The sequence below is a fragment of the Deferrivibrio sp. genome (assembly GCF_055117995.1).
In genome coordinates, this window is the sequence record NZ_JBSQOT010000014.1 from 1 (window position 1) to 21846 (window position 21846).

Annotated in this window: 18 protein-coding genes; 2 read left to right on the forward strand and 16 right to left on the reverse strand. The window is 36.9% G+C overall.

What is annotated here, in order from left to right; translation table 11 throughout:
- Positions 1–247: 247 nt before the first annotated feature.
- The 7 genes from ACTCAF_RS05455 to hisD all read right to left on the reverse strand — a co-directional run bounded on the left by ACTCAF_RS05455 (position 248) and on the right by hisD (position 10646).
- A complete protein-coding gene (locus ACTCAF_RS05455) occupies positions 248–1798 on the reverse strand; it encodes an ATP-binding protein (protein WP_463062280.1) in 1551 nt (516 codons plus the stop codon).
- 93 nt (positions 1799–1891) lie between these two features.
- A complete protein-coding gene (locus tag ACTCAF_RS05460; protein WP_463062281.1) occupies positions 1892–3256 on the reverse strand; it encodes a 3-oxoacid CoA-transferase subunit B in 1365 nt (454 codons plus the stop codon).
- Positions 3257–3268: 12 nt separating this feature from the next.
- A complete protein-coding gene (locus ACTCAF_RS05465) occupies positions 3269–4444 on the reverse strand; it encodes a thiolase family protein (RefSeq protein WP_463062282.1) in 1176 nt (391 codons plus the stop codon).
- Between the two features lie 192 nt (positions 4445–4636).
- On the reverse strand, positions 4637–5956 hold the full coding sequence (locus ACTCAF_RS05470; protein WP_463062283.1) for a sigma-54 interaction domain-containing protein: 1320 nt from the start codon (positions 5954–5956) through the stop codon (positions 4637–4639).
- On the reverse strand, positions 5943–7013 hold the full coding sequence (locus ACTCAF_RS05475) for a GGDEF domain-containing protein (protein ID WP_463062284.1): 1071 nt from the start codon (positions 7011–7013) through the stop codon (positions 5943–5945). The genes ACTCAF_RS05470 and ACTCAF_RS05475 overlap by 14 nt, the downstream gene beginning before the upstream one ends.
- A complete protein-coding gene (locus tag ACTCAF_RS05480; RefSeq protein WP_463062285.1) occupies positions 7010–9367 on the reverse strand; it encodes a DNA polymerase in 2358 nt (785 codons plus the stop codon). Before ACTCAF_RS05480 ends, ACTCAF_RS05475 begins: the two co-directional genes overlap by 4 nt.
- 1 nt (position 9368) lies before the next feature.
- A complete protein-coding gene (gene hisD / locus ACTCAF_RS05485; RefSeq protein ID WP_463062286.1) occupies positions 9369–10646 on the reverse strand; it encodes a histidinol dehydrogenase in 1278 nt (425 codons plus the stop codon).
- A 119-nt stretch (positions 10647–10765) separates the two neighbouring features.
- Between hisD and ACTCAF_RS05490 the strand changes: the two genes are divergently transcribed.
- Positions 10766–11587 carry an SIR2 family NAD-dependent protein deacylase gene (locus ACTCAF_RS05490; RefSeq protein WP_463062287.1) on the forward strand — a complete coding sequence of 274 codons (822 nt, stop codon included), beginning with the start codon at positions 10766–10768 and terminating at the stop codon, positions 11585–11587.
- Positions 11580–12875: a hypothetical protein gene (locus ACTCAF_RS05495; RefSeq protein WP_463062288.1), complete on the forward strand. Its 1296-nt coding sequence runs from the start codon at positions 11580–11582 to the stop codon at positions 12873–12875. The genes ACTCAF_RS05490 and ACTCAF_RS05495 overlap by 8 nt, the downstream gene beginning before the upstream one ends.
- Before the next feature lie 26 nt (positions 12876–12901).
- On the opposite strand, the gene ACTCAF_RS05500 is transcribed toward ACTCAF_RS05495, so the two are convergent.
- The 9 genes from ACTCAF_RS05500 to ACTCAF_RS05540 form a co-directional block, all read right to left on the reverse strand.
- Entirely contained in the window at positions 12902–14233 is a 1332-nt protein-coding gene (locus tag ACTCAF_RS05500; RefSeq protein WP_463062289.1) for an ammonium transporter, read from the reverse strand.
- A gap of 10 nt (positions 14234–14243) precedes the next feature.
- On the reverse strand, positions 14244–14582 hold the full coding sequence (locus ACTCAF_RS05505; protein ID WP_463062290.1) for a P-II family nitrogen regulator: 339 nt from the start codon (positions 14580–14582) through the stop codon (positions 14244–14246).
- 135 nt (positions 14583–14717) lie between these two features.
- Positions 14718–15929: a glycosyltransferase family protein gene (locus tag ACTCAF_RS05510; protein ID WP_463062291.1), complete on the reverse strand. Its 1212-nt coding sequence runs from the start codon at positions 15927–15929 to the stop codon at positions 14718–14720.
- Positions 15922–16692: an HAD-IIB family hydrolase gene (locus ACTCAF_RS05515; RefSeq protein WP_463062292.1), complete on the reverse strand. Its 771-nt coding sequence runs from the start codon at positions 16690–16692 to the stop codon at positions 15922–15924. Before ACTCAF_RS05515 ends, ACTCAF_RS05510 begins: the two co-directional genes overlap by 8 nt.
- 40 nt (positions 16693–16732) lie before the next feature.
- Positions 16733–17308 (reverse strand): hypothetical protein, encoded by a 576-nt coding sequence (locus ACTCAF_RS05520; RefSeq protein WP_463062293.1) that lies wholly within the window; start codon positions 17306–17308, stop codon positions 16733–16735.
- On the reverse strand, positions 17301–19874 hold the full coding sequence (gene mutS / locus ACTCAF_RS05525) for a DNA mismatch repair protein MutS (protein WP_463062294.1): 2574 nt from the start codon (positions 19872–19874) through the stop codon (positions 17301–17303). The genes ACTCAF_RS05520 and mutS overlap by 8 nt, the downstream gene beginning before the upstream one ends.
- Before the next feature lie 15 nt (positions 19875–19889).
- Positions 19890–20885 carry a tetratricopeptide repeat protein gene (locus tag ACTCAF_RS05530; RefSeq protein WP_463062295.1) on the reverse strand — a complete coding sequence of 332 codons (996 nt, stop codon included), beginning with the start codon at positions 20883–20885 and terminating at the stop codon, positions 19890–19892.
- Positions 20885–21190, reverse strand: coding sequence for a LapA family protein (locus tag ACTCAF_RS05535; protein ID WP_463062296.1), 306 nt, complete (start codon positions 21188–21190; stop codon positions 20885–20887). The genes ACTCAF_RS05530 and ACTCAF_RS05535 overlap by 1 nt, the downstream gene beginning before the upstream one ends.
- Positions 21187–21687 (reverse strand): HIT family protein, encoded by a 501-nt coding sequence (locus tag ACTCAF_RS05540; RefSeq protein ID WP_463062323.1) that lies wholly within the window; start codon positions 21685–21687, stop codon positions 21187–21189. The genes ACTCAF_RS05535 and ACTCAF_RS05540 overlap by 4 nt, the downstream gene beginning before the upstream one ends.
- Between the last annotated feature and the right edge of the window lie 159 nt (positions 21688–21846).

Genomic DNA, 21846 nt, shown 5'->3' on the forward strand with positions numbered 1-21846 from the left:
TCATCTTTGTTTACAAACATAAAATCCTCCTTGCCTTTATTTTACCTGCTCTGTTAACTTTTTGCAAAGAGGATTTACACAATTCTTTGGACAGGGCCTATACTTTTTTACAAATAAGTCAATGTTTAGTTCTAACAGAAGACTATTTATAGATTTTTAGTTCTGTGTGGGAACTATTTTTAGTTAAATCAAACATATTTTCGGTTTTAAAGAAAAATAGACAAAGCAGATTAAGCCATTTTCACTGTTATAAATATTTTTCCCACTCAAAATTTTCAATATTTCGCTTTGCAGAATCAAACTCAATACCTACAAGATAAATTTCAGAATACTCCTTGTAAATAGGCGAATTCTTATATTTTAGGGCGTAGTTTTTACTCTTAATTTGTGATAATGCCTCACCTTTCTGACCGTCAACCTTAAATTCAAGAATGTATATCTTGTCTTTGACAAAACAGGTCAAATCAATCCTGCCCTCATTTGTGACATCCTCACCAATTATCTTTATACCCAAAGAGGCAAGGTGAACATAAATTATACTGGAATAAAACCCTTCAAATTGGTCCAAATTGTTTTTTGAAAAATTATTGTATGGTATAGATGCAAATATCGATATGAGACTCTCTTTAAACTTATCAAGCTCAGCAGACAAAAGTGATTTCATCAGCGGCTCTTTTTCTGAAACATCTCCATTTAACAGATATCTGATTACATAATCGTTAAAGGAAATCTGAACCTCTTTGTTAGGTATTTTTAACGTATATTCTATTGTGTCCAGTATCTCATTTGTTATCATTTTATCTATTGTCAGGTAACCTGATTGATATAATATAACTTCAATATCAATATGTTCTATATCAAAAGTGGATAACAACTTGTCATCTACCTTTAAATCAGACAACTTTGGCAAAAAATAATTTCTTTGTTTGAGCAGCTTTATCAAAAATGACGGTGTACCGGTTTCAAACCAGTAGTTTCTATACATATGTCCGCTCGCTATAAACTGCAATATGTCAAAAGGGTTATAAACATTGTCCTGAAGAAAATTGTAACCATTGTACCAGATTTTCAATTTTTCCATATCCACACCTTCAAGATATGGCATAAATGTTGTCTCAATATCTTTCTGCGTGTATCCGCATATATTGCCGTATTTTGGATTAAGGGAGATATCTGTCAGCATGTTAAGGCCGCTAAAAATAGATGCTCTTGAAAATTTGCTAACACCAGTCAGAAATGCAAAGCGGATGTAGGCGTCACTCCCTTTTATAACAGAGTATAGACCTTTTATAAACTCTCTGTGTAATTTTGCCTGCTCCAAATTATCAAGCACATCCAAAATAGGCTTATCATATTCATCAATTAAAACAACCACTTTTTCATTATATTTGTCATGGGCTAATTTTATCAGCTCTTCAAAACAAATTGCAGAATTGCCACTTTCTTCGCATCTTACACCCAATCTTTCCTGATTAAATTTAAAAATTACTCTTGCCTTATTTTCCAAATCTTCAAGAGTTTGTAGCTTTCCATCCCAGCTTATCTTGATGACAGGATACTTTTTGCTCCAGTCCCATTTGTCATAGATATATAGCCCTTCAAAAAGCTCTTTTCTCCCCTCAAATATCGACTTTAATGTGTCAAGAAACAGCGACTTACCAAAACGCCTCGGGCGGGATAGAAAAATGTATGTATAGTCATTTATCAGGTTATAGGCATACTCTGTCTTATCGACGTAAATGTAGTCACCTTCAATTATCTTATCAAATGTCTGAATCCCTATCGGCAGCTTTTTCATATGAATATTTTACTTTTGAAATCCGCTGTTTGCAAGGGGAATGTTATAAATTTAAAAAGACCCGGACGTTTTTTTGCGTCCGGGAAAATCTATTTACTTTAAATTATCTACCACCTTGAATTCACAGCCAGTTGATGCTTTGATATCCTCAAGACTTGAAAATGGTGAAATTTCAATAAGTGTTAAACCATTAACTTTATCTACCGTAAATACCCCTTTTTCTGTCACTATCATATCTACCACATTTTTACCGGTTATTGGCAAAGTACATTCATTTAAAATTTTGGGGCTTCCGTCTTTTGCTGTGTGCTCCATCATAACTATAAGTTTTTTCACCCCCGAAACTAAATCCATTGCTCCGCCTGGCCCTTTTACCATTTTGCCGGGGATTACCCAGTTTGCAAGGTCGCCAAATTTACTTACCTGCATGCCCCCCAAAACAGACAGGTCAAGATGCCCGCCTCGTATCATTGCAAATGATTCAGAAGAGTCAAAAAAGCTCGCCCCTTTGATGTATGTTACAGTCTGCTTCCCTGCATTTATAAGGTCTGCATCAACTTCATCTTCATTTGGAAATGGCCCAATTCCAAGAAGCCCGTTTTCTGAATGAAGAATTATATTGATATCCTCAGGTACAAAATTGGCTACAAGTGTAGGCATTCCAATACCAAGATTTACATAATAGCCGTCTTTAAGCTCTTTTACAATTCTTCTTGCCATCCATTCCTTTTGCTCATTAAAGCCTTTTGCAGAAATAGTCCCCGTATTAACAGTCCTTTGTTCGATAGGCTTTTCATAATTTGTACCAAGTACAAGTCTGTCCACATAAATCCCTGGCAGGTGAATACAGTGAGGGTCAAGTTCGCCCACTTCGACGATTTCTTCCACTTCAACAATTGTAAGCTTTCCTGCCTTTGCACAAGCCTCATTAAAATTATTGGCAGTCATCCTAAACATTACATTGCCAGATCTGTCAGCCTTCCACCCCTTTACTATTGAAAGGTCTGCCACAATACTTTCTTCCAGTACATATTCCTTACCGTTAAAAACCTTTACCTCTTTATCTTTAGTCAAAATTGTGCCATAGCCTGTCCTCGTGTAAAATGCAGGGATACCCGCACCGCCTGCTCTAAGCTTTTCTGCCAGAGTCCCTTGAGGTGTTAACTCAAGTTCGAGCTCACCATTTAAATATTGCTGCTCAAAAATTTTATTTTCACCCACATAAGAGGAAATCATTTTTTTAATCTGCCTTGTCTGAAGCAAAAGTCCAAGACCAAAATTATCGACCCCAGCATTATTGCTAACAAATGTCAAATCTTTTACTCCACTGTCCCTTATAGCAAGAATCAATTTTTCAGGGATCCCACAAAGACCAAATCCACCTGCAGCAATAGTCATCCCGTCTCTCAAAACACCTTCCAGTGCTTTTTCAACTGTTTCATAAACCTTATTTGCCATAATCAAACCCTCCTATAAAAGCTCAAGCAATACGGCAACAGCTTCCCCGCCACCTATACAAAGGGTAGCAAGTCCGTATTTTTCCTTTCTCAAAATCATCTCATTCAAAACAGTCACCACAAGCCTGCCACCGCTAGCCCCCACCGGATGACCAATAGATACTGCCCCGCCATTTACATTTACTTTATTGATATCAAGTCCAAGCTTTTTTATGGCAAAAAGCGGTACGGCAGAAAAAGCCTCGTTTATTTCATAAAGACCTATATCGTCTTTTGACAGTCCTGTTTTCTTCCATATCTTTTCGATTGCACCAACAGGGGCTTCACCAAAATCATCAGGATGTATGCTGTTTGTAGAATAGGCTATTAGTTTTGCCTTTGGTTTCAGATTATATTTCTTTACAGCTTCAGATGAGGCAAGAAGCACTGCAGCAGCTCCATCATTAATTGTGGAAGCATTGCCTGCCGTAATAGTACCATCTTTTTTAAAAACAGGGCGCAAGGTTGGCAATTTTGATATATCCCCTTTAAAAGGCTCTTCATCTTTATTTACAACTACTTCCCCTTTTTTACTCTGCTTTATTACCGGAACAATTTCCACATCAAATCTGCCTGACTCAACAGCCTTTTGTGACAGTGTATAAGACCTTATTGCGTAATCATCCTGCTCCTGTCTTGAAATATTGTTTTTTGCAATACTCTCCTCTGTAATCTCCCCCATATGTCTGCCGGAATATGGGTCGATAAGGGCATCAAAGACCATCAAATCAAATATCTTACCATCACCCATCCTGTAGCCAAATCTTGCTTTATCAAGGGCATAAGGTGACTGGGACATACTCTCCATTCCACCCGCAATAGCAACCTCGCTGTCCCCCAACATAATTGACTGAGCAGCAAGCATAATTGACTTCATGCCGCTGCCACAAACTTTATTTATTGTCATAGCGTGGGTTTTATCTTTGAGCTCTGCCTTTCTCATCGCCTGCCTTGCCGGAGCCTGACCGCTGCCTCCCATCAAAACTTCCCCAAAGATAACCTCATCAATTGCATCTACATCAATCCCTGCCTTTTGAACCAAACCTTTAATTACTGTCGCGCCCAAATCCGTAACGTGCACATCAGCCAATACACCACCATATGATCCAAAAGGTGTCCTCACGCCTTCTACAATATAAACTTCTTTCATAATTTACCCCCTATAATTTTTAATATGTAAGGATTTTGCAAAAACCATGCCTGTTTGCGCGAACAAATTTTAGCATTGTTTGTCAGCAAGTTGAAGATAGTCTATCATTTTCTTGAGTTACATTTGGTTCAAAAATATAGATTTTATACAATTTAAGTGATTTAAATATAATTCATTCGAACCGTTTTTAAATCAGCTGATTTTGTGTTTTTTCAGCAGCCTTACTACCTTTGTCTGGGATAAATTCAAGTTTCTGGCGATGTTTCTTGTGGTGCCATATTTTTTCTTCGCTTTCAGAAGAATATTCTTTTCAAACTGGTTAATCTGGCCTTCAAAATCAAGTTTGTCCCCTTTAAAATCCTCTGCAAAAATTTCATTGAGGTCAGACAATGTAATATTGTTTGACCTGGTAGTCACCACAAGTCTTTCAATTGTATTTTCAAGCTCCCGAACATTCCCCCGCCAGGTGTGAGCTTTAAAATATTCTATTACGCTTTCGGAAATATACTTATAAGTATTATATTTTTCATTAAACTTTTTAATAAAATACTCCGTCAAAACCGGAATATCGTCTGCCCTTTCTCTCAAAGGGGGGATATTTATTGGAATAACATTAAGTCTGTAATACAAATCTTCTCTAAAACTCCCCTCATTTACCAGAGAATAAAGATTTTTATTTGTAGCGGCAATTATTCTCACATCACTTTTTATTGATTTTGTACCTCCGACCTTTACAAATTCCTTTTCCTGAATAAGGGTAAGTACCTTTGCCTGGACATTGAGGGAAAGCTCTGATATTTCATCAAGAAATATCGTTCCGCCTTGCGCTGCTTCCACAAGCCCCTTTTTCCCCTTGTTGCTGGCTCCAGTAAACGCTCCTGATTCGTAGCCGAAAAGCTCCGACTCGATGAGGCTCTCAGGTATTGACGCACAATTGATTTTCAAAAATCTGCCATTTTTTCTCTCACTCATTTTATGGATAAGCCCTGCGAGCAAGCTTTTGCCTACCCCTGACTCACCTGTAATCAAAATATTTGCATCTGTGGGTGCCACTTTCATCGCCATATTAATTACACTGTTCATACTGCTGCTGGTAGTAATTATATCGTATTCCTGAAGAGCATAATCTCTCAGGGTATCTTTATCCACAACATCTGTGTAATTTATAACTGTTAAGTCCCATATCGTATTTACTACATACTTTAGATTGCCGGATTCATCAAAAATTGGCCTCCCCTTTACAAGGAAATTTTTCCCCTTGCTTGTCCTGTACGTCACGGTAGCAGGTTTTTTATTTTCAAGGACAAGTATACTGGCTGAGCCGCTGAAATATTTATAATTATTTACCAGCTCATACAATGTTTTTCCTTCAAGCTCTCTCAATGAAAAACCGGACATCTCTTCAAAAGCTTTGTTGACCCACAAAGTGCGCCCTTCATGGTCAACAAGATACACACCGTTGTAAATATTATCCAGAATGATTTTCAAGATGTTTAAATCAGGACTTTCCATAATTTACAAAAAGATTAACAGAGCCTTTATCTTCCCTCTTGCTTTTATAAAGCATATCATCGGCAAGTTTTATAATTTCCACAATATCCATTGTTTTATCACCCTTATCAAGCAAAACAGCGCCTCCGCTTGAAGTCACTTCCTTTTCCAGGTCAAATTCGTCGGACAAATCTTCCAATGTTTTGTTTATCTTGTTATGTATAATTTTTATTTCATCAGCGCCTTTGTTGGGAATCAACATATAAAATTCGTCACCGCCAAACCTTCCGATAACGTCGCTTTTTCTAAACCTTTCCTTCAAACTTTTTCCTACCCTTCTCAAAAATTCATCCCCCACAAGATGGCCGAGGGTATCATTGACAATTTTAAAATTATCAAGGTCAAACATAATAAAATAAAAAGGCTGTTCATACCGCCTGTGTCTGTTTAAAAATATTTCAAGATGCTCATACAGGCCATTTTTGTTAAAACATCCTGTCAAATCATCAATTTTTGACTTCATTCTGATAAATTCACTGTCATATATCTTTCTGATGGCTATTCCTGCTTTAAATGAAAGCTCCTTGATAAAGTCAAAACTCACACCTTCAGCAAACCTCTCAGGCGATTTGCAATAAATATTAAGACTGCCTACCAGCTTTTCATTCTCAAAAATCGGACTAATCAAGTAAGAGCCCATCTCAGGGTAGAGGTCAAACTCACTTATCAAATTCACCTTGTTGTTGCCGATATAAGGTTTCTTTTTTAAAAAGAAATATTTAAATACACTCGTATCGCAAAACTTTATGCGGCTGTAATCTTTTTCCGCCCCAAAACTCTCAAAATTAAAAACATCTTTGTTGATACAAAGAAAAACTTTGTCCAGTGAAAATATATCTTCCAGGTAGCTCAAAGGTCTTTCTTCTATATCTTCCAGCTTGCGGGACATCAGAAATGCATACTCTACCACTTTAAAGCCCCTGTGCTTGATTTCATTCTCTTTGATAAGGCCTAAGATACCTTCCAGTTCGTTCTTAAGCTCGGAATTTTCCTTTAAAATCGTGTTGAGTCTACTCATTTCACCTCTCCTAAGTTGGCAGCTATCGAACTGTTTGCCTCAAGATTTACTTCAAGCTGAAGAATACTTTCCATAATCTTTTTTACTTTTTTTTCCACATCACCAACAATATTGTTATCTGATTCAACTACCAGTTCATCGTGAATCTGCAATACAATATGCGCATCTTTATCTTCAAGAAAATTTTCAATCTCAAGCATGGCAAGTTTTATTGCGTCAGCAGCCGAACCCTGCAAAATGGAATTTAAAGCCATCCTTTCAGACCGGTTTCTGAGCACCTGATTTTTGCTCCGTATTTCAGGAAAAAACCTTTTTCTTCCAAGTACTGTTTTTATGTATCCAAACCTGCCGGCCTCCTGTATAACCTGTCCGATATATTTTTTAACGCCCGGATATGTTTTAAAGTAAGTTTCAATAAATTCCTTTGCATCCGCCTGACTTACCCCGGTATCTCTTGCAAGGCCAAAGGGGCTCAAACCATAAAGTATTCCAAAATTTACTGCTTTTGCAATTCTTCTCAAATCCCCCTCAATTTTTTCTTCAGGGAGTTTGAAAATTTTCGAGCCGGTAATTCTGTGAATGTCAAGATGCTGTTTAAACGCAGAAATCAAAGTCTCATCCCTTGAAAAATGCGCAAGAAATCTCAACTCAATCTGTGAATAATCAAGAGAAATAAACTTTTTCCCTTCTTCAGCCACAAAAGCTGACCTTATCTTTTTCCCCCAACTCCCCTTTAGAGGGATATTCTGCAGATTAGGGTTGTTAGAAGAAAACCTCCCCGTAGCAGTCCCAGTCTGCTTGAATTCTGAATGAATTCTGCCGGTATTATTGTCGATATATTCAGGAAGCTTTGAAGTGTATGTATTTAAAAGCTTTGTAAGCTCACGATACTCAATTATATCTTCGAGAAGTTTCTTGTGGTGCTGGTTTACAATAACCATATTTCTTAAAGACTCTTCATCTGTGGAAAATCCTGTCTTGGTCTTTTTAAACGGAGCAAGCTTCAGTTTATCAAACAAGACTTCTCTTAATTGTTTAGGGGAATTAATGTTTATAGACTCACCCAGCGCAGCGTATATTTCCTCTTCTTTTTTCAGCGCCTCAGAGGTTATTTCCTCATTTAATCTATCAAGCACTTTTGGGTCCAATTTTATCCCATTTTTTTCCATATTCGCTATGACCTTAGTCATAGGCAACTCATATTTAAAATATATATCATAAAGATCGTTAGTTTTGCACAGCTCTACTTCCTCTTTTGCCCTACATTTAAGTTTCGAAATAAAATCTTCCAGTTTTTCATCTTTGTTTAGGCCAATACCGCCACTATCTGGGTTATTGAGCCATGAAATAATCAGCAAATCAAAAACATCATCTTTATAAAATTTCGTTTGTTTATAAATATTTTTAATGTCGTAACAATATTTGATATCTTTATCAAAATCATTTGTAATTAAAGTCTTTTCACTGTCAGCAATATATATCTTATCATTCAAAAAGAGTAATATCTTCTCATCAAACACATCTTTTTTTTCTTTTTTATCTGAAGCACCGAATATTCTTTTATATAAACTATTTAGCTCAAGCTCTCCAAATATACTTTCAAGCTCCCCTTTTGTTTCATATTTTTCAAGTTTGTCAAGCAGCTTAAGTCTTGCAATTTCCCTGCTTAAAAATGCAAGCTCTCTATCTTTTACAAGTTTATCTTTTATGCTCCCTTTGATATTTTCAATATTTTCATAGACACTATCAAGACTACCATAATCCTGAAGAAGTTTGATTGCGGTTTTTGGCCCCACACCCTTAACGCCCGGGATATTGTCAGCAGAATCTCCGCAAAGGGCAAGGTAATCAAGAATTTTATCGGGATAAACCCCAAGCTTTTCTTTTACCCCTTCCTTGTCAATCAAGTCCCCTGTCTGATAATCAAGAAGCTTGATTTTTGAGTCAACAAGCTGCATCAAATCTTTATCTTTTGTCACAAGATAGACTTCACCTTCACTTTTCATAGCAAGAGTGTAAATAATATCGTCGGCCTCAATCCCATCTTCACAAAACACGTCAAAGCCAAGCAACACAAGAATCTGCTTTATCTTTTCCACCTGAGAAATCAAATCTTCAGGTGTAGAAGGTCTGTTTGCCTTGTATTTTTCAAGCATTCTGTGACGCTCAGTTTCCCCTTTTGAGTCAAATGTTATATAAATCTTTTCAGGCTTAAATTTATCTTTGATGGTAAGTATTGTATTTATAAATGAATGTATAAGGCCGGTAGGTTCGCCTCTTGAGTTTGTAAGGGGTGGTACTTTGTAATATATTCTGTAAGCTATGGAATGCCCGTCAACAATAATAACGGCCATTTTATTTCAACCTTTTCAGTACTGAATTTGCATGGGCATCAAGCCCTTCGGCTTTTGCTATTTCCACAATATTATCCCCAACTTTCTCAAGGGCATATTTATTGAAATTAATTATACTGGAACGTTTTACAAAATCATACGTACCAAGAGGGGAGAAAAATCTCGCCGTACCATTTGTAGGAAGTGTATGATTTGGACCTGCCAGATAATCCCCAACCGCCTCCGGAGTGTACTCGCCCAAAAAAATTGCACCGGCATTTTTTATCTTGTTTAGATATTCAAAAGGGGTTTTGACATATAGCTCAAGATGCTCAGGGGCAATCTCATTTGCAATGTCGCAAGCCTCATCAATATCTTTCACAACAATAATAGCGCCAAAATCTTTCAGGGACTTTTCAGCGATATGCTTTTTTGGAAGCAGCTCAAGCTGCTTGTCAATTTCTACTGCAATACGCAGAGCGAGATTTTTATCATCAGTGACAGTAATAGCAGATGCAAGCTCATCGTGCTCTGCCTGAGAAAGCATGTCTGCTGCAACATATTCAGGATTTGCATTGCCATCAGCGATAACAAGTATCTCACTTGGACCTGCAATCATATCTATATCGACACTGCCAAACACTATTTTCTTGGCAAGCGCCACATAAATGTTTCCAGGCCCGACAATCTTATCAACCTTCGGGACTGTCTCTGTGCCATATGCAAGGGCAGCAACTGCCTGGGCACCACCCAACTTGAATACTCTATCCACCCCCGCAAGATATGCGGCGGCAAGCACAACTTCGTTTAATTTGCCATCCTTTGCCGGAGTCACCATAATAATTTCTTTTACACCTGCCACTTTTGCAGGCAGAATATTCATCAATACTGTGGATGGATAAGTTGCTTTTCCACCAGGCACATATACCCCTACTTTTTCAAGAGGTGTCACCTTCGCACCCAATATACTTCCGTCAGCTCTTTCATACATCCAGGTCTTTTCCAGCATATTTTTATGATATTCTGTGATATTATTTTTGGCCACGTTAAGAGATATTCTCAATTTCTCGGGCAGATTTTCATAGCATTTTTCCAGAAACTTCTTATCCACCTCAAATCCGTCACTTATATCGGTATTGTCAAATTTTTTTGTAAGCTCAACAAGGGCTTTATCTTTCCCCTCTTTTACCTTGTTTAAAATTTCCATTACTGCGGGAAGATATTGCTGGTCAAAAATATTTCCTCTATCAAGAATTTTTTTTATTTTTTCAGACTGTATATTTATAATAAGCTCTTTCATAATGCCTCCGATAAAAGTATCAGGTATGATTATTATACATATTTTTTGAAGTTTACAAAGAGATAATTCATGTTGATTAGGTTTTAATTTATCTTTATAGTTAAAGTTAGGGGTGATGTATGGAAGTTATCAAATTTGCTGCAGAAAAAATTGCAAACGCCAACCTGCTGATAATGACAGCCGGCGCAGGCATAGGTGTGGACTCGGGGCTGCCAGACTTTAGAGGGGAAAAGGGCTTCTGGAATGCTTATCCAATGTATGAAAGATTAGGACTTAGCTTTTACGACTGTGCAAACCCGATTCATTTTGAAACAGACCCACACTTTGGCTGGGGATTTTACGGACATAGATTGGAGCTTTACAGAAAAACTACTCCTCACGATGGATTTAACATAATGCTAAACTGGGGCAAAAATATTGCAGAGGACTATTTTGTGGTCACTTCAAATGTTGACGGGCAATTTCAAAAGGCAGGTTTTGACCCTTTTAAAATTTATGAAATTCATGGCTCTATCCATCATCTTCAGTGTCTTGCTCCCTGCTGTGATGCAATCTGGGAAAACAATGAAAATATTCAAATAGATTATGAAACAATGCGAGCCAAAAACATCCCAAAATGTAGATTTTGCGATCGCGTGGCAAGACCAAACATTTTGATGTTTGGAGATTACTCATGGCTGCCTCAGCGCTCCCACGAACAATCGGACAGGTTTGATAATGTTATTCAAAATGCTTCCGGCAAAAATATTGTTGTTGTGGAAGTGGGGGCAGGTACTGCTGTGCCATCAATCAGGTATACAAGTGAAAGGTTAGGCAGACGAGACAATACAACAGTGATAAGGATAAATTTAAGAGAGTCACAAATTGCTGGAAATCATATTTCCATCCCGATGCGAGGACTTGAAGCACTGAAAATGATTGACGAAGAATTAAATGGATAACACACAAAAAATAACATACAAAGGGATTTTAAAATTCTGGCTCCCCCTTGCATCCACATGGCTAATGATGGCCTTTGAAGGCCCCTATCTTGCGGCAATAATTGCAAGACTGCCTCAGGAAAAGTTTAATTTGGCAGCATACGGAGTATCTTTTGCATTCGGACTTGTGGTGGAAGCCCCAATTATTATGCTGATGAGCGCTTCCGTTGCACTTGTAAAGGGGGTAAACAGTTATTACGATTTGAGACGATTTGCGCTGTGGCTTAATATTGCCCTTACTTCTGTTATTTTAATTATTTGCATCCCCGATATCTTTTATTTTCTTGCCATAAATATGTTAGGTCTTAAATATGAAATCGCAAAAACGGCACATCTTGCGACATTACTTCTTACCCCATGGCCAGGCTCAATCGGCTATAGAAGATTTTATCAGGGGATCTTAATCAAGTATGGCAAAACAAAATATGTGGCATTCGGGACAATATTCAGGCTGACGTTTATGTCTATAAGTGCATTTACAATGTACAGCCTTAAAATTTTGCCCGGCGCAGCGGTCGGCACCCTTTCGTTAAGTATTGGAGTAATGGCCGAAGCCATAGCCGTAAGAATGATGTCAAAAAATCTTATAAAAGAGATAAAGGCAAATGATAATGACAGTAATTTGCCTTTTTTATACATTTTAAAATTTTATATCCCACTTGCACTAACCCCTCTTATAGGGCTTGGAGTTTACCCCGCCGTAACTTTTTTTATGGGCAAAAGTATCAATGCAATAGAATCTCTGGCGGTGTTGCCCGTGATAAACTCATTGGTATTCATATTCAGAAGTCTTGGGCTTTCTTATCAGGAGGTAGTTATTGCACTCATTTCAAGAAGCAAAGAAAATTATGTTACCGTCAGGAACTTTGCTGCCATTTTGGGGCTGTTTTGTTTGTTTATGATGGGGTTGATAGCATTTACCCCACTTTCTCATATATGGTTCAGCAAAATTTCAGGTCTTTCAAGGGATTTGGCAGATTTTGCAGTGTTGCCCACATCTATTATGACTATCCTTCCAGCAAGCACCGTGTTGATTTCATTTCAAAGAGGTATATTGGTAAATCACAAACTAACCAACCCTATCACCTATGCCACCGCCCTTGAAGTTGGGCTGATATTGATATCATTAACATTAATGCTTACAAATTCATTGTTTCCGGGTGCAGTAATTGCTGCAATTTCTCTTGTAATAGGAAGAATATCTTCCACATTGTTTTTGTTTTTCTATGTAAGAAAATGTAAAAAATAAAAAAGCGGGTCAAGCCCGCTTTTAAATTATCTGATTAAAGATTTCTGAAATTCCGGATATGCATTTGCGCCGTGCTCATAAAAATCAAGCCCCATAAGTTCTTCTTCCTCAGATACCCTGAATTTTACAAACATATTCAAGATTTTTATTAAAATATATGTTGAGCCAAACGCCCATATAAAAGCTGCCACGATACCGATAATCTGACTCATAATTACAGGCTCAAGGGCATTTGTTTCAAAATTATAGTTAAACATCCCTGCAGCAAGTGTACCCCATGCACCGTTTACACCATGCACAGAAATAGCACCGACAGGATCATCTACTTTTATTTTGTCAAAAAATATTACAGAGTAAACAACGAGAATGCCTGCCACTACACCTATTATTATTGAATAAAAAGGTGTGACATTTGCACAGCCAGCAGTAATCCCCACAAGCCCCGCCAATGCGCCATTTAATGACATACCGATGTCAAATTTTTTGTATTTGAAATAGGTAACAGTCATCGCCGATAATACTGCAGCAGCCGGAGCAAGCGTGGTATTTACCGCTATAAGAGGCAAAGCTGAATCGGCGGCTGTTTCACTCCCTACGTTGAATCCATACCAACCAAACCACAATATAAATACACCAAGAGCTGCCAGAGGTATATTGTGTCCAGGGATAACTCTTACCTGCCCTTTATCACCAAACTTGCCAATTCTTGGTCCTATTATTATTGCCGCAGCAAGAGCAGCCCATCCGCCAACTGAGTGAACAACTGTTGAACCAGCAAAATCTATAAAACCCAATTTTTCAAGCCAGCCGTTTCCATGAAAAAGGCTTCCCCATGCCCAGCTTCCAAAAACGGGGTATATAACCATGGACATAATAAAGCTGAAAAGTATGTAAAATTTAAAATTTGCCCTTTCTGCAATTGCACCTGAGACAATTGTAGCGGCTGTAGCACAAAATACTACCTGAAATATCCAAAAGGCTAAAGTCCAGTTATCTTTCATGTCCCAGTTTGAAAGGAAAAATCCTTCTGTCCCAAAAAAGCCGGTAGTTGTTGCTCCAAACATTATAGCAAACCCTACTGCCCAGAAACCTATTGAACCTGCAGCAAAATCCAGCAAATTTTTCATTATAATATTCAGAGCATTTTTTGACCTGGTAAACCCTGACTCTACCATCGCAAAACCAAGCTGCATAAAAAATACAAGAAATGCAGCTATCAATGTCCAGAGCCAATCGGTATTGGTCTGCACCTGCTTAATCGATTCATCAAGAGATTCAAGTGTAAGCATTTTATCCCCTTCTGCAAAAACGGATGCAGAAAAAATTATCAAATACGCTATTGAAATAATTATTTTCATAACAAACCTCCTATAGACTTGCTTCATTTAATTCATTTGTTCTTATTCTAAGAGACTTTTCCACCGGAATTACAAAGAGCTTTCCATCCCCGATTTTACCTGTTTTGGCAGCACTTGCTATGGCACTTACCACATCATCCTCAAGCTCATCTTTGACAACTATTTCAACAAGGACTTTAGGCACAAAATCTATCGAATATTCAGCACCTCTGTAAAGCTCACTATGCCCCTTCTGCCTGCCATAACCCTTGACCTCATATACGGTCATACCGGTAATGCCAAGCTGACTCAAAGCGTCTTTCACATCTTCAAGTTTAAATGGTTTGATTATTGCCTTGATAAGTTTCATATAAACCTCCTCTATTTTAGTTGAAGGTTTATATGCAAGGACTGTGCCAAAATTTTAGGCACTTAAAGATATTATTTCAAACATAATGAACAACAAACAGGCATTTTACACAAATTATGATTAATTTTTAAGCAATTATCTATTATCAAGCTCCACATATTCTGACAATTTATCCATAAAGCCTGGCAATGCAGATTCTATCCTTATCCATGGGGAAATCAGTCTGACCCCAATAGGATTTTCCGTAAATTCTTGCCAAGCATTTTTTATAGCAATTGCATACGACTCTATCGCCTTAATTTCGTCATGCCTGTCATATTCAAGACCATTTATCTCTGAAAGGGCGTAGTACTGTTCAATCGCCTTTCTTGCCTCCTGAATATATGTGGCAAGAAGAGTCCTGTAAAACGCCTCAGACATTACCACACCATCCTGAACAAGTACCCTGAAGGTCGTCTTGGCAATATCTGCAGCCATCTTCAAAAGCCCTTCGTTGGGCTTTTTGGCATCTATTGTGTTGTGTTTGTGCTCATAAGTATCCATAATTTCAACCTGGCATATTTTATTAAGGTTTACTGACTGATAGATTTCACTCAATATGGAAATTTCAAGCCCCCACGTGGGAGATATTCTAATTGATCTTCCCACATCTGAAATAAATGCAAATTCCCCCGAAAGAGCATATCTGAAATTATCAAGGTAATTTAAAAATTGATTTTCATATCCTACTATCTTTTTTAACGCCCTTACGAGAGGGATATAAAACAGCCTTTTGACCCTCCCGTATAGTTTATCAGTAACTCTTGCATAATAACCCTTTGAAAACCTGAAGTTGAGGTTTCTATTTACAAGCGGATATACCAATCTCGCCACCAGATCTTTTTTGTAGTTTTTTATGTCGCAATCGTGCAGACCAATTACATAGTGTCTGTTTTGAGAAAGAATATACCCAAGCCCCATCCATACAACACGACCTTTACCTGGAATATTGAGGGGGAAATCCTCCTTTAAAAGCTCTTCATAAAGCTCCTGCACTTTCTCACCGTGATTCCACACTATTTTTACTTCCTGAGGCAACACCGACAACCTTTTTTTAACATCCTCAAACTGTTCTCTGTTTGCCTGGTCCAAAGAAAGAACAATTGTCTCTATAAACGGAACATCTTTCAGCTCTTCAATAATCACCTGCATCGCCTCTGTTTCAAATTCCGAGTACAGGGCAGGCAGTAAAAGCGCTATCTTTCTTCTGTCAGTGTATTTCATTATATCTGCTGACAACTTTTCAAAACCTCTGTTTCCAAGGTTTTGCAGAGTAGTAAACATTGCATTTTGATAAAAATCAGCCATTACCTTCCTCCTTCAAAAAATTCATAACAACTTCACACCATCCTTCAGGGCCTATAAATCTGCTTTTTATTGCATTTTTTATTGTAAGAAGCTTTTCATCATAGCTTCCGTCATATTTCTTAATTACAACAGGGTAGTCTACATTGATCAACATGTCATAATCGTTTCCGCTGTCCCCAAGCCCAATGCTTTTTAAATTTCCATTTAAAATACCCTTTATGTATCTTACTGCAACCCCTTTATCCTGACTTTTCCCGACAAGATGGTAAAACCTTCCGCCTTTCAATATCTTATATCCATTATCTTCGCAAATCTGTATAAACTTATTTAGTTCGTGTAAATTTTCAGCAAAAAAAGGGAGTGAAAATTCCCTCTGTTTCAATAATCCAACCCTTGAGATATCCATATTTACCTTTTTTGAAAGATACTCTTCCTGAATATCGAAAATACTTCTAAGAAAAAATTTATCTTTATGACAATCAAAAAAGCCTTTAATCTCCTCCAATTTTTTGCCAAAAACCTTATCATACAACTTTAACTTTTCCGGAAAAAAAACTGCTGCACCATTTTCTACCGAAAAAATAACATCATAATCCAATTCAGCAACAAGAAGCTTCACTTCCGCTCTTGTTTTGCTAGTAACAAACACAATCGGCACATTATTTTGCCTGATAACAGTAAAACACGGCAGCAAATCTTTGTAGGAATACGTAAAATGATCCAGAAACGTGCCGTCAAGGTCGGTGAAAATCACAATATTCATGTAAATATTTTAACATAACTTGCAATTATGTAAAATAAAATTAAATTATCTCGTCAAACTCTTTAACAAAATTACCAAATTCAATTGTGTATATTATAAACAAGCCTACAAAAGCATTGCTTAACGGCATTGTGATTACTATAAACCACAAAATTTCAACTGTTATATTTTTGATAAAATGACCAAATCCGGGGGCATTTTTTATTCTCCACAGCCCATTTAGATAATCTTTTCTAAAAAAAACCGACATCCCGCTTACAAAAAAAGCAAGCAGCAGGATAATAACCAAAAATACCGGCAGATTTTTTGTAAATGCAAAATAGTATAGGCCAACTATGAAAATTATTAAAACAGCCAACATCAACAATGGCTTGTAAACACTATAAAAAACACTGCAAAAAATTGAATAAAAAGGGTTCAGGTTAAATACTTCCACATCAAAATAACTTCTGCTTAAGTAAATTAGAACAGAAATCATAACAAACATGCCCGCACTCATTTTACCTGCAAAATAAAGATACAAAACAGTCCACAAAGGTATTCGTGCTATCAAAAAAGCAATAAATGACAAAGGGGCGTCAGCAAAATATTTTAATACAACAAGCGATTTACTCATCGGCCAGTTCCTTGAGTCTTGCAAGAATATTAAGCGCTTCAAGAGGCGTGATTTCATTGACATCAATTTTTCTAAGCTCTGTCAGAGCCTCATTCTCCTCAAAAATAAGCATTGGCTGAATAATCTTCTGCTGCTTTTGTTGAACATTTGAAGTTTTTGCAAGTTTGGGCAGTCCATCCACGCCAAACTCATTTTTTTCAAGCTGCCTTAATATTTCATCACTTCTTACAATTACCTCATCAGGCAAACCTGCAAGCTTTGCCACATAAATACCATAACTTCTGTCACTACTGCCTTCAATAATTTTACGCAGAAAAATTATCTCATTTTTCCATTCTTTTACTTCTATTGTCAGATTTTTTGCTCCATGATTTACAATAGGAATATCTGAAAGCTCGTGATAGTGTGTGGCAAATAACGTCTTTGCCCTGACTTTGTTCAAAAGATATTCGGAAATTGCCCATGCAATGGACACACCATCGAAAGTAGATGTCCCTCTTCCAATTTCATCAAGGACTACAAGGGATTTGTCTGTTGCATTATTCAAAATATTCCCCGTTTCTACCATCTCCACCATAAATGTGGATTCCCCCTGAGAAATGTTGTCGCTAGCACCAATACGGGTAAATATACGGTCAATCGTACCGATTTCTGCTGATTTTGCAGGTACAAATGAGCCGATGTGCGCCATAATACATACAAGGGCCACCGTCCTGATATACGTACTTTTTCCCGCCATATTTGGACCTGTGATAATCATGAGCCTTGAATCATCATTGTTCAGAAAAACATCATTGGGGACAAATGGCTCATCTATAAACTTTTCAATTACGGGGTGTCTTGCATCTATTATTTTTATCACATCGCTTTCATTTACAATAGGCTTTGTATATCTGTTTGATTGAGCTGTTTCTGCAAAGCTTAACATTACATCGAGCCTTGCAATAAGTCCCGACATAAACCTTATTCTGATGTTATGCTCAAGTATTTTCTCAACAATTTCACCAAAAGCCTGTTTTTCGAGCTCTATCAGTCTGTCTTCTGCCGTCAAAATTTTTTCTTCCAATTCCTTGAGTTTTGCAGTCACATATCTTTCGGCATTTACCAATGTTTGCTTACGTTCAAAATAGGCAGGTACATTTTTGCTTTGGGATTTTGGCACCTCGATATAATAACCAAAGACTTTGTTGTATTTTACTTTTAATGTATTTATGCCTGTCAGGTTTTTCTCTTCTGTCTCAATTTTTGCAAGCTCTGCTCTGCTGTTTTTCCTTAAAAACCTTAATTCATCTATCTCTTTAACATATCCATCCTTTATTGCTCCCCCTTTTTCAATCGTCGCCGGAGGGTCATCGACAACAGCAGTATCAAGAAAGTCATAAACATCTTTTAAATCATCAAAATTGTTGTAAATATCTTCTACAAAAGGGTTGTTTGATTTTTCAAGAGTGTTTTTTATGTCTGAAAGAGGTTTCAAAGAGTTTTTCAGCCATGTCAAATCCGCAGGCGAAGCCTTTTTTGCGGCTATTCTTGTCATTATCCTTTCAAGATCATAAATTTCCTTTAAATAACCCTTTAATCTTAAACGAACCTCTTTATTTAAAAGAAAATATTCTACCAGATTTTGCCTTGTTGCAATTTCTTCAATATCATTTGTAGGTGACATAATGTATAAAGACAGCAACCTTTCCCCCATAGGGGTACTGCATCTGTTCAACACACCGAAAAGTGTTGCATCTTTTCTGCCCGAACTGCTTTCAAAGAGTTCCAGAGTCTTTTGGGCAACCGAATCAAGATATAACTGATTTTCCGTCAAAAAAACCACCGGGCGCTTGAGATTTACATCAATCATCATACTCTTAAGATAACTTATAAGATAAAAAAGCGGCCTCACATAATCATCTTCCGTTATACCGACAGACTTTAGCGAAGAGCCATTGAAGTAGTTAAGAATTTCAGACAACATAGTCTTGAAGTGATAGGTTTTATCTACCTTGTAAAAAGGGATTTTTTCGCCTTTCAGGTTTTCTACTTCCCCTATTATCTCTTTAGGTTTAAACTTGTCGATAACATCATTTAAACTTTTTGAATGAAACAAAAAGAGATCGCCTGTTGAAATATCAGCAACAACAGAATAGTAAAGGCTGTCAGTTTTTGATATTGCCGTAAGAAAGTTGAAATTTGAATTACCCAAAGATTCATCTTCAATAACAGTACCAGGTGTAACAACCCTGACAACACCACGCTTTACAATCCCTTTGGTTTTGGATGGATCTTCAAGCTGTTCGCATATTGCCACTTTGTAACCAGCATTTAGAAGTTTGTTAAGGTAGGTTTGATATGAGTGGTAAGGGATTCCGCACATAGGCGGGCTATTGTCAGAAGACTTGTTTCTGCTGGTAAGGGCAATCCCCAACACTTTGCTTGCCACTACCGCATCATCTTCAAACATCTCATAAAAGTCCCCCATTCTGAAAAAAAGGATGCTGTCGGGAAAATCCTTTTTAACAGAATAAAACTGTTGCATCATGGGGGTAAGTTTTGAATTATCAGTGTTTTTATCCATTGTGAAACCTTTTGTTTATGCAAAATCAAGTGTTTCTATCTGCCCGCACACAGGGCAATATTCAGAATACTCTCCAAAATAATTATTACAACCTGCACATACATATATATCTGATGATTTGAACTTCATTTTCAGCTCTTCAGGTAAAAGGATATCCAAAAGCCTGTTTTTCACAATTCTCTTCTCACCTATATCACTTAAATATCTGACCAATATTTCACGCGCTTTCTCAGAATTGTTTTTCTTTTTAAACATCGATGCACAATATACAGTATAAACAGGATTAGACGTCATCTGGGCTACCTTTCTAAAAATGGCAGATTCAAACTCTTTGAATAAACCCATAGCAAAAAAATCGTTTTCAAACTTTTTCAAGTCCTTTTCAGTTTTTATGACTTCTCTTTTTAACAAATCATCAAAGGTTTCGATTATTTTAGTTTTCTTGCCGGAAGAAAAAACAATGTCATAAAATGCCATATTGGAAGCCCTGTTTTCAGGATATATTTTGAGAGATTTTTTTAATAAAGATTCGTCTTTTTTATCTGTTGCCATATATTTTTCATATAAGATATATGAAAGTTCCTTTGCATAATTATTTTTGGTAATTTTCTGGTATTTTTCAAGAAATTTAAACGCTTCATCATAATTTTTCATAAGAAGATTTAGCTTGTAAATATACTTGTAAACAACAGGAGATTTGTCAATTGCAAGAAGTTTGTTTGCATAATAGAGACTTTTTTCATAGTCCTTGCTCTCTTTGTAGTCTTTTACAAGTTCAAAAAATAAAATTTTGTTAAGCCTGCCATCAAAAGATTTATCACCTACCAGGCTTTCATGTATATGAATTGCCTTTCTGTATTCGCCATTTTTTCTCAACACACTCCCAACAAGGATATATGCTTCTTTAGGAGCGTCAGATTTTGCAACAATACTCTTCAACTCTTCAAAAGCCAGCTGATATTTTTCTTCCAGCAGATAAAGACAGGACTTTATAAAACTTAAAAATTCCATTAGTTTTGCTTACCCTCTGACGAAAGTGGCAGCGTTCTTAACCTTTTTATTTCATTTTCAGAATCAGCCAGTTTTTTCTTCAAAGAATTTATCTCTCTTTTAAGCTTAAACTTATCAACCAATCCAATCAAAGCAGCAAAAACTACACCGATAAATAATCCACCTATAAAAACAAGAATAAGGGGAACTTTAATGGGCTCTTTTGTAAAGAAATAAGAAAACTCCACCATTTGCATGTTAAGATAGCCAAGTATCATAATCGCAGCTATTATTACTACCTTTAAAATATTACTGATCAGTTTCATAATTCCCCCTGTTCTGACAGTGCCTTTTTAAGCTTGTCATAAGTATCGAATATATGTTCTGAAATTACTTTTGTTTCCGCCAGCAGAGGCATAAAGTTTGTATCCCCAACCCATCTTGGAACAATATGCATATGGACATGATCAACCACGCCAGCACCTGCAGGTCTTCCAATATTAAACCCGATATTGAATCCTTCAGGATTAATTATACTTTTCATTGCTTTTACCACAAATTGAGTAAGCCTCATAACTTCAAGGATTTCTTCATTATCCAATTCTTCTATGTTACCTGTATGTTTATAAGGGGTAACCATCACATGTCCATTGGTATAGGGGAAAAGATTCATTATGATAAATGCCTTTTTACCCCTGTAAAGAATGAGATTCTCCCTGTCTTTTGAAATGTCCTCTTCCGGTTTTGTACAAAATATGCAACCTTTATCCTGATGTGTGCCGTCAATATACCTCATTCGCCATGGTGCCCATATTCTTTTAATCCCTGTTTCCTGCATAACATAACCTCTTGCATTCTCTACCATTTTATTTTGCTACAAAATATTTTTTTATTCAACAGTTTTGTGAACAATTTTGATACAACTTTTTTAGTTTATTGACATACGTAACCATTTTGTATACTTTTCAAGAAAAACGGAGAA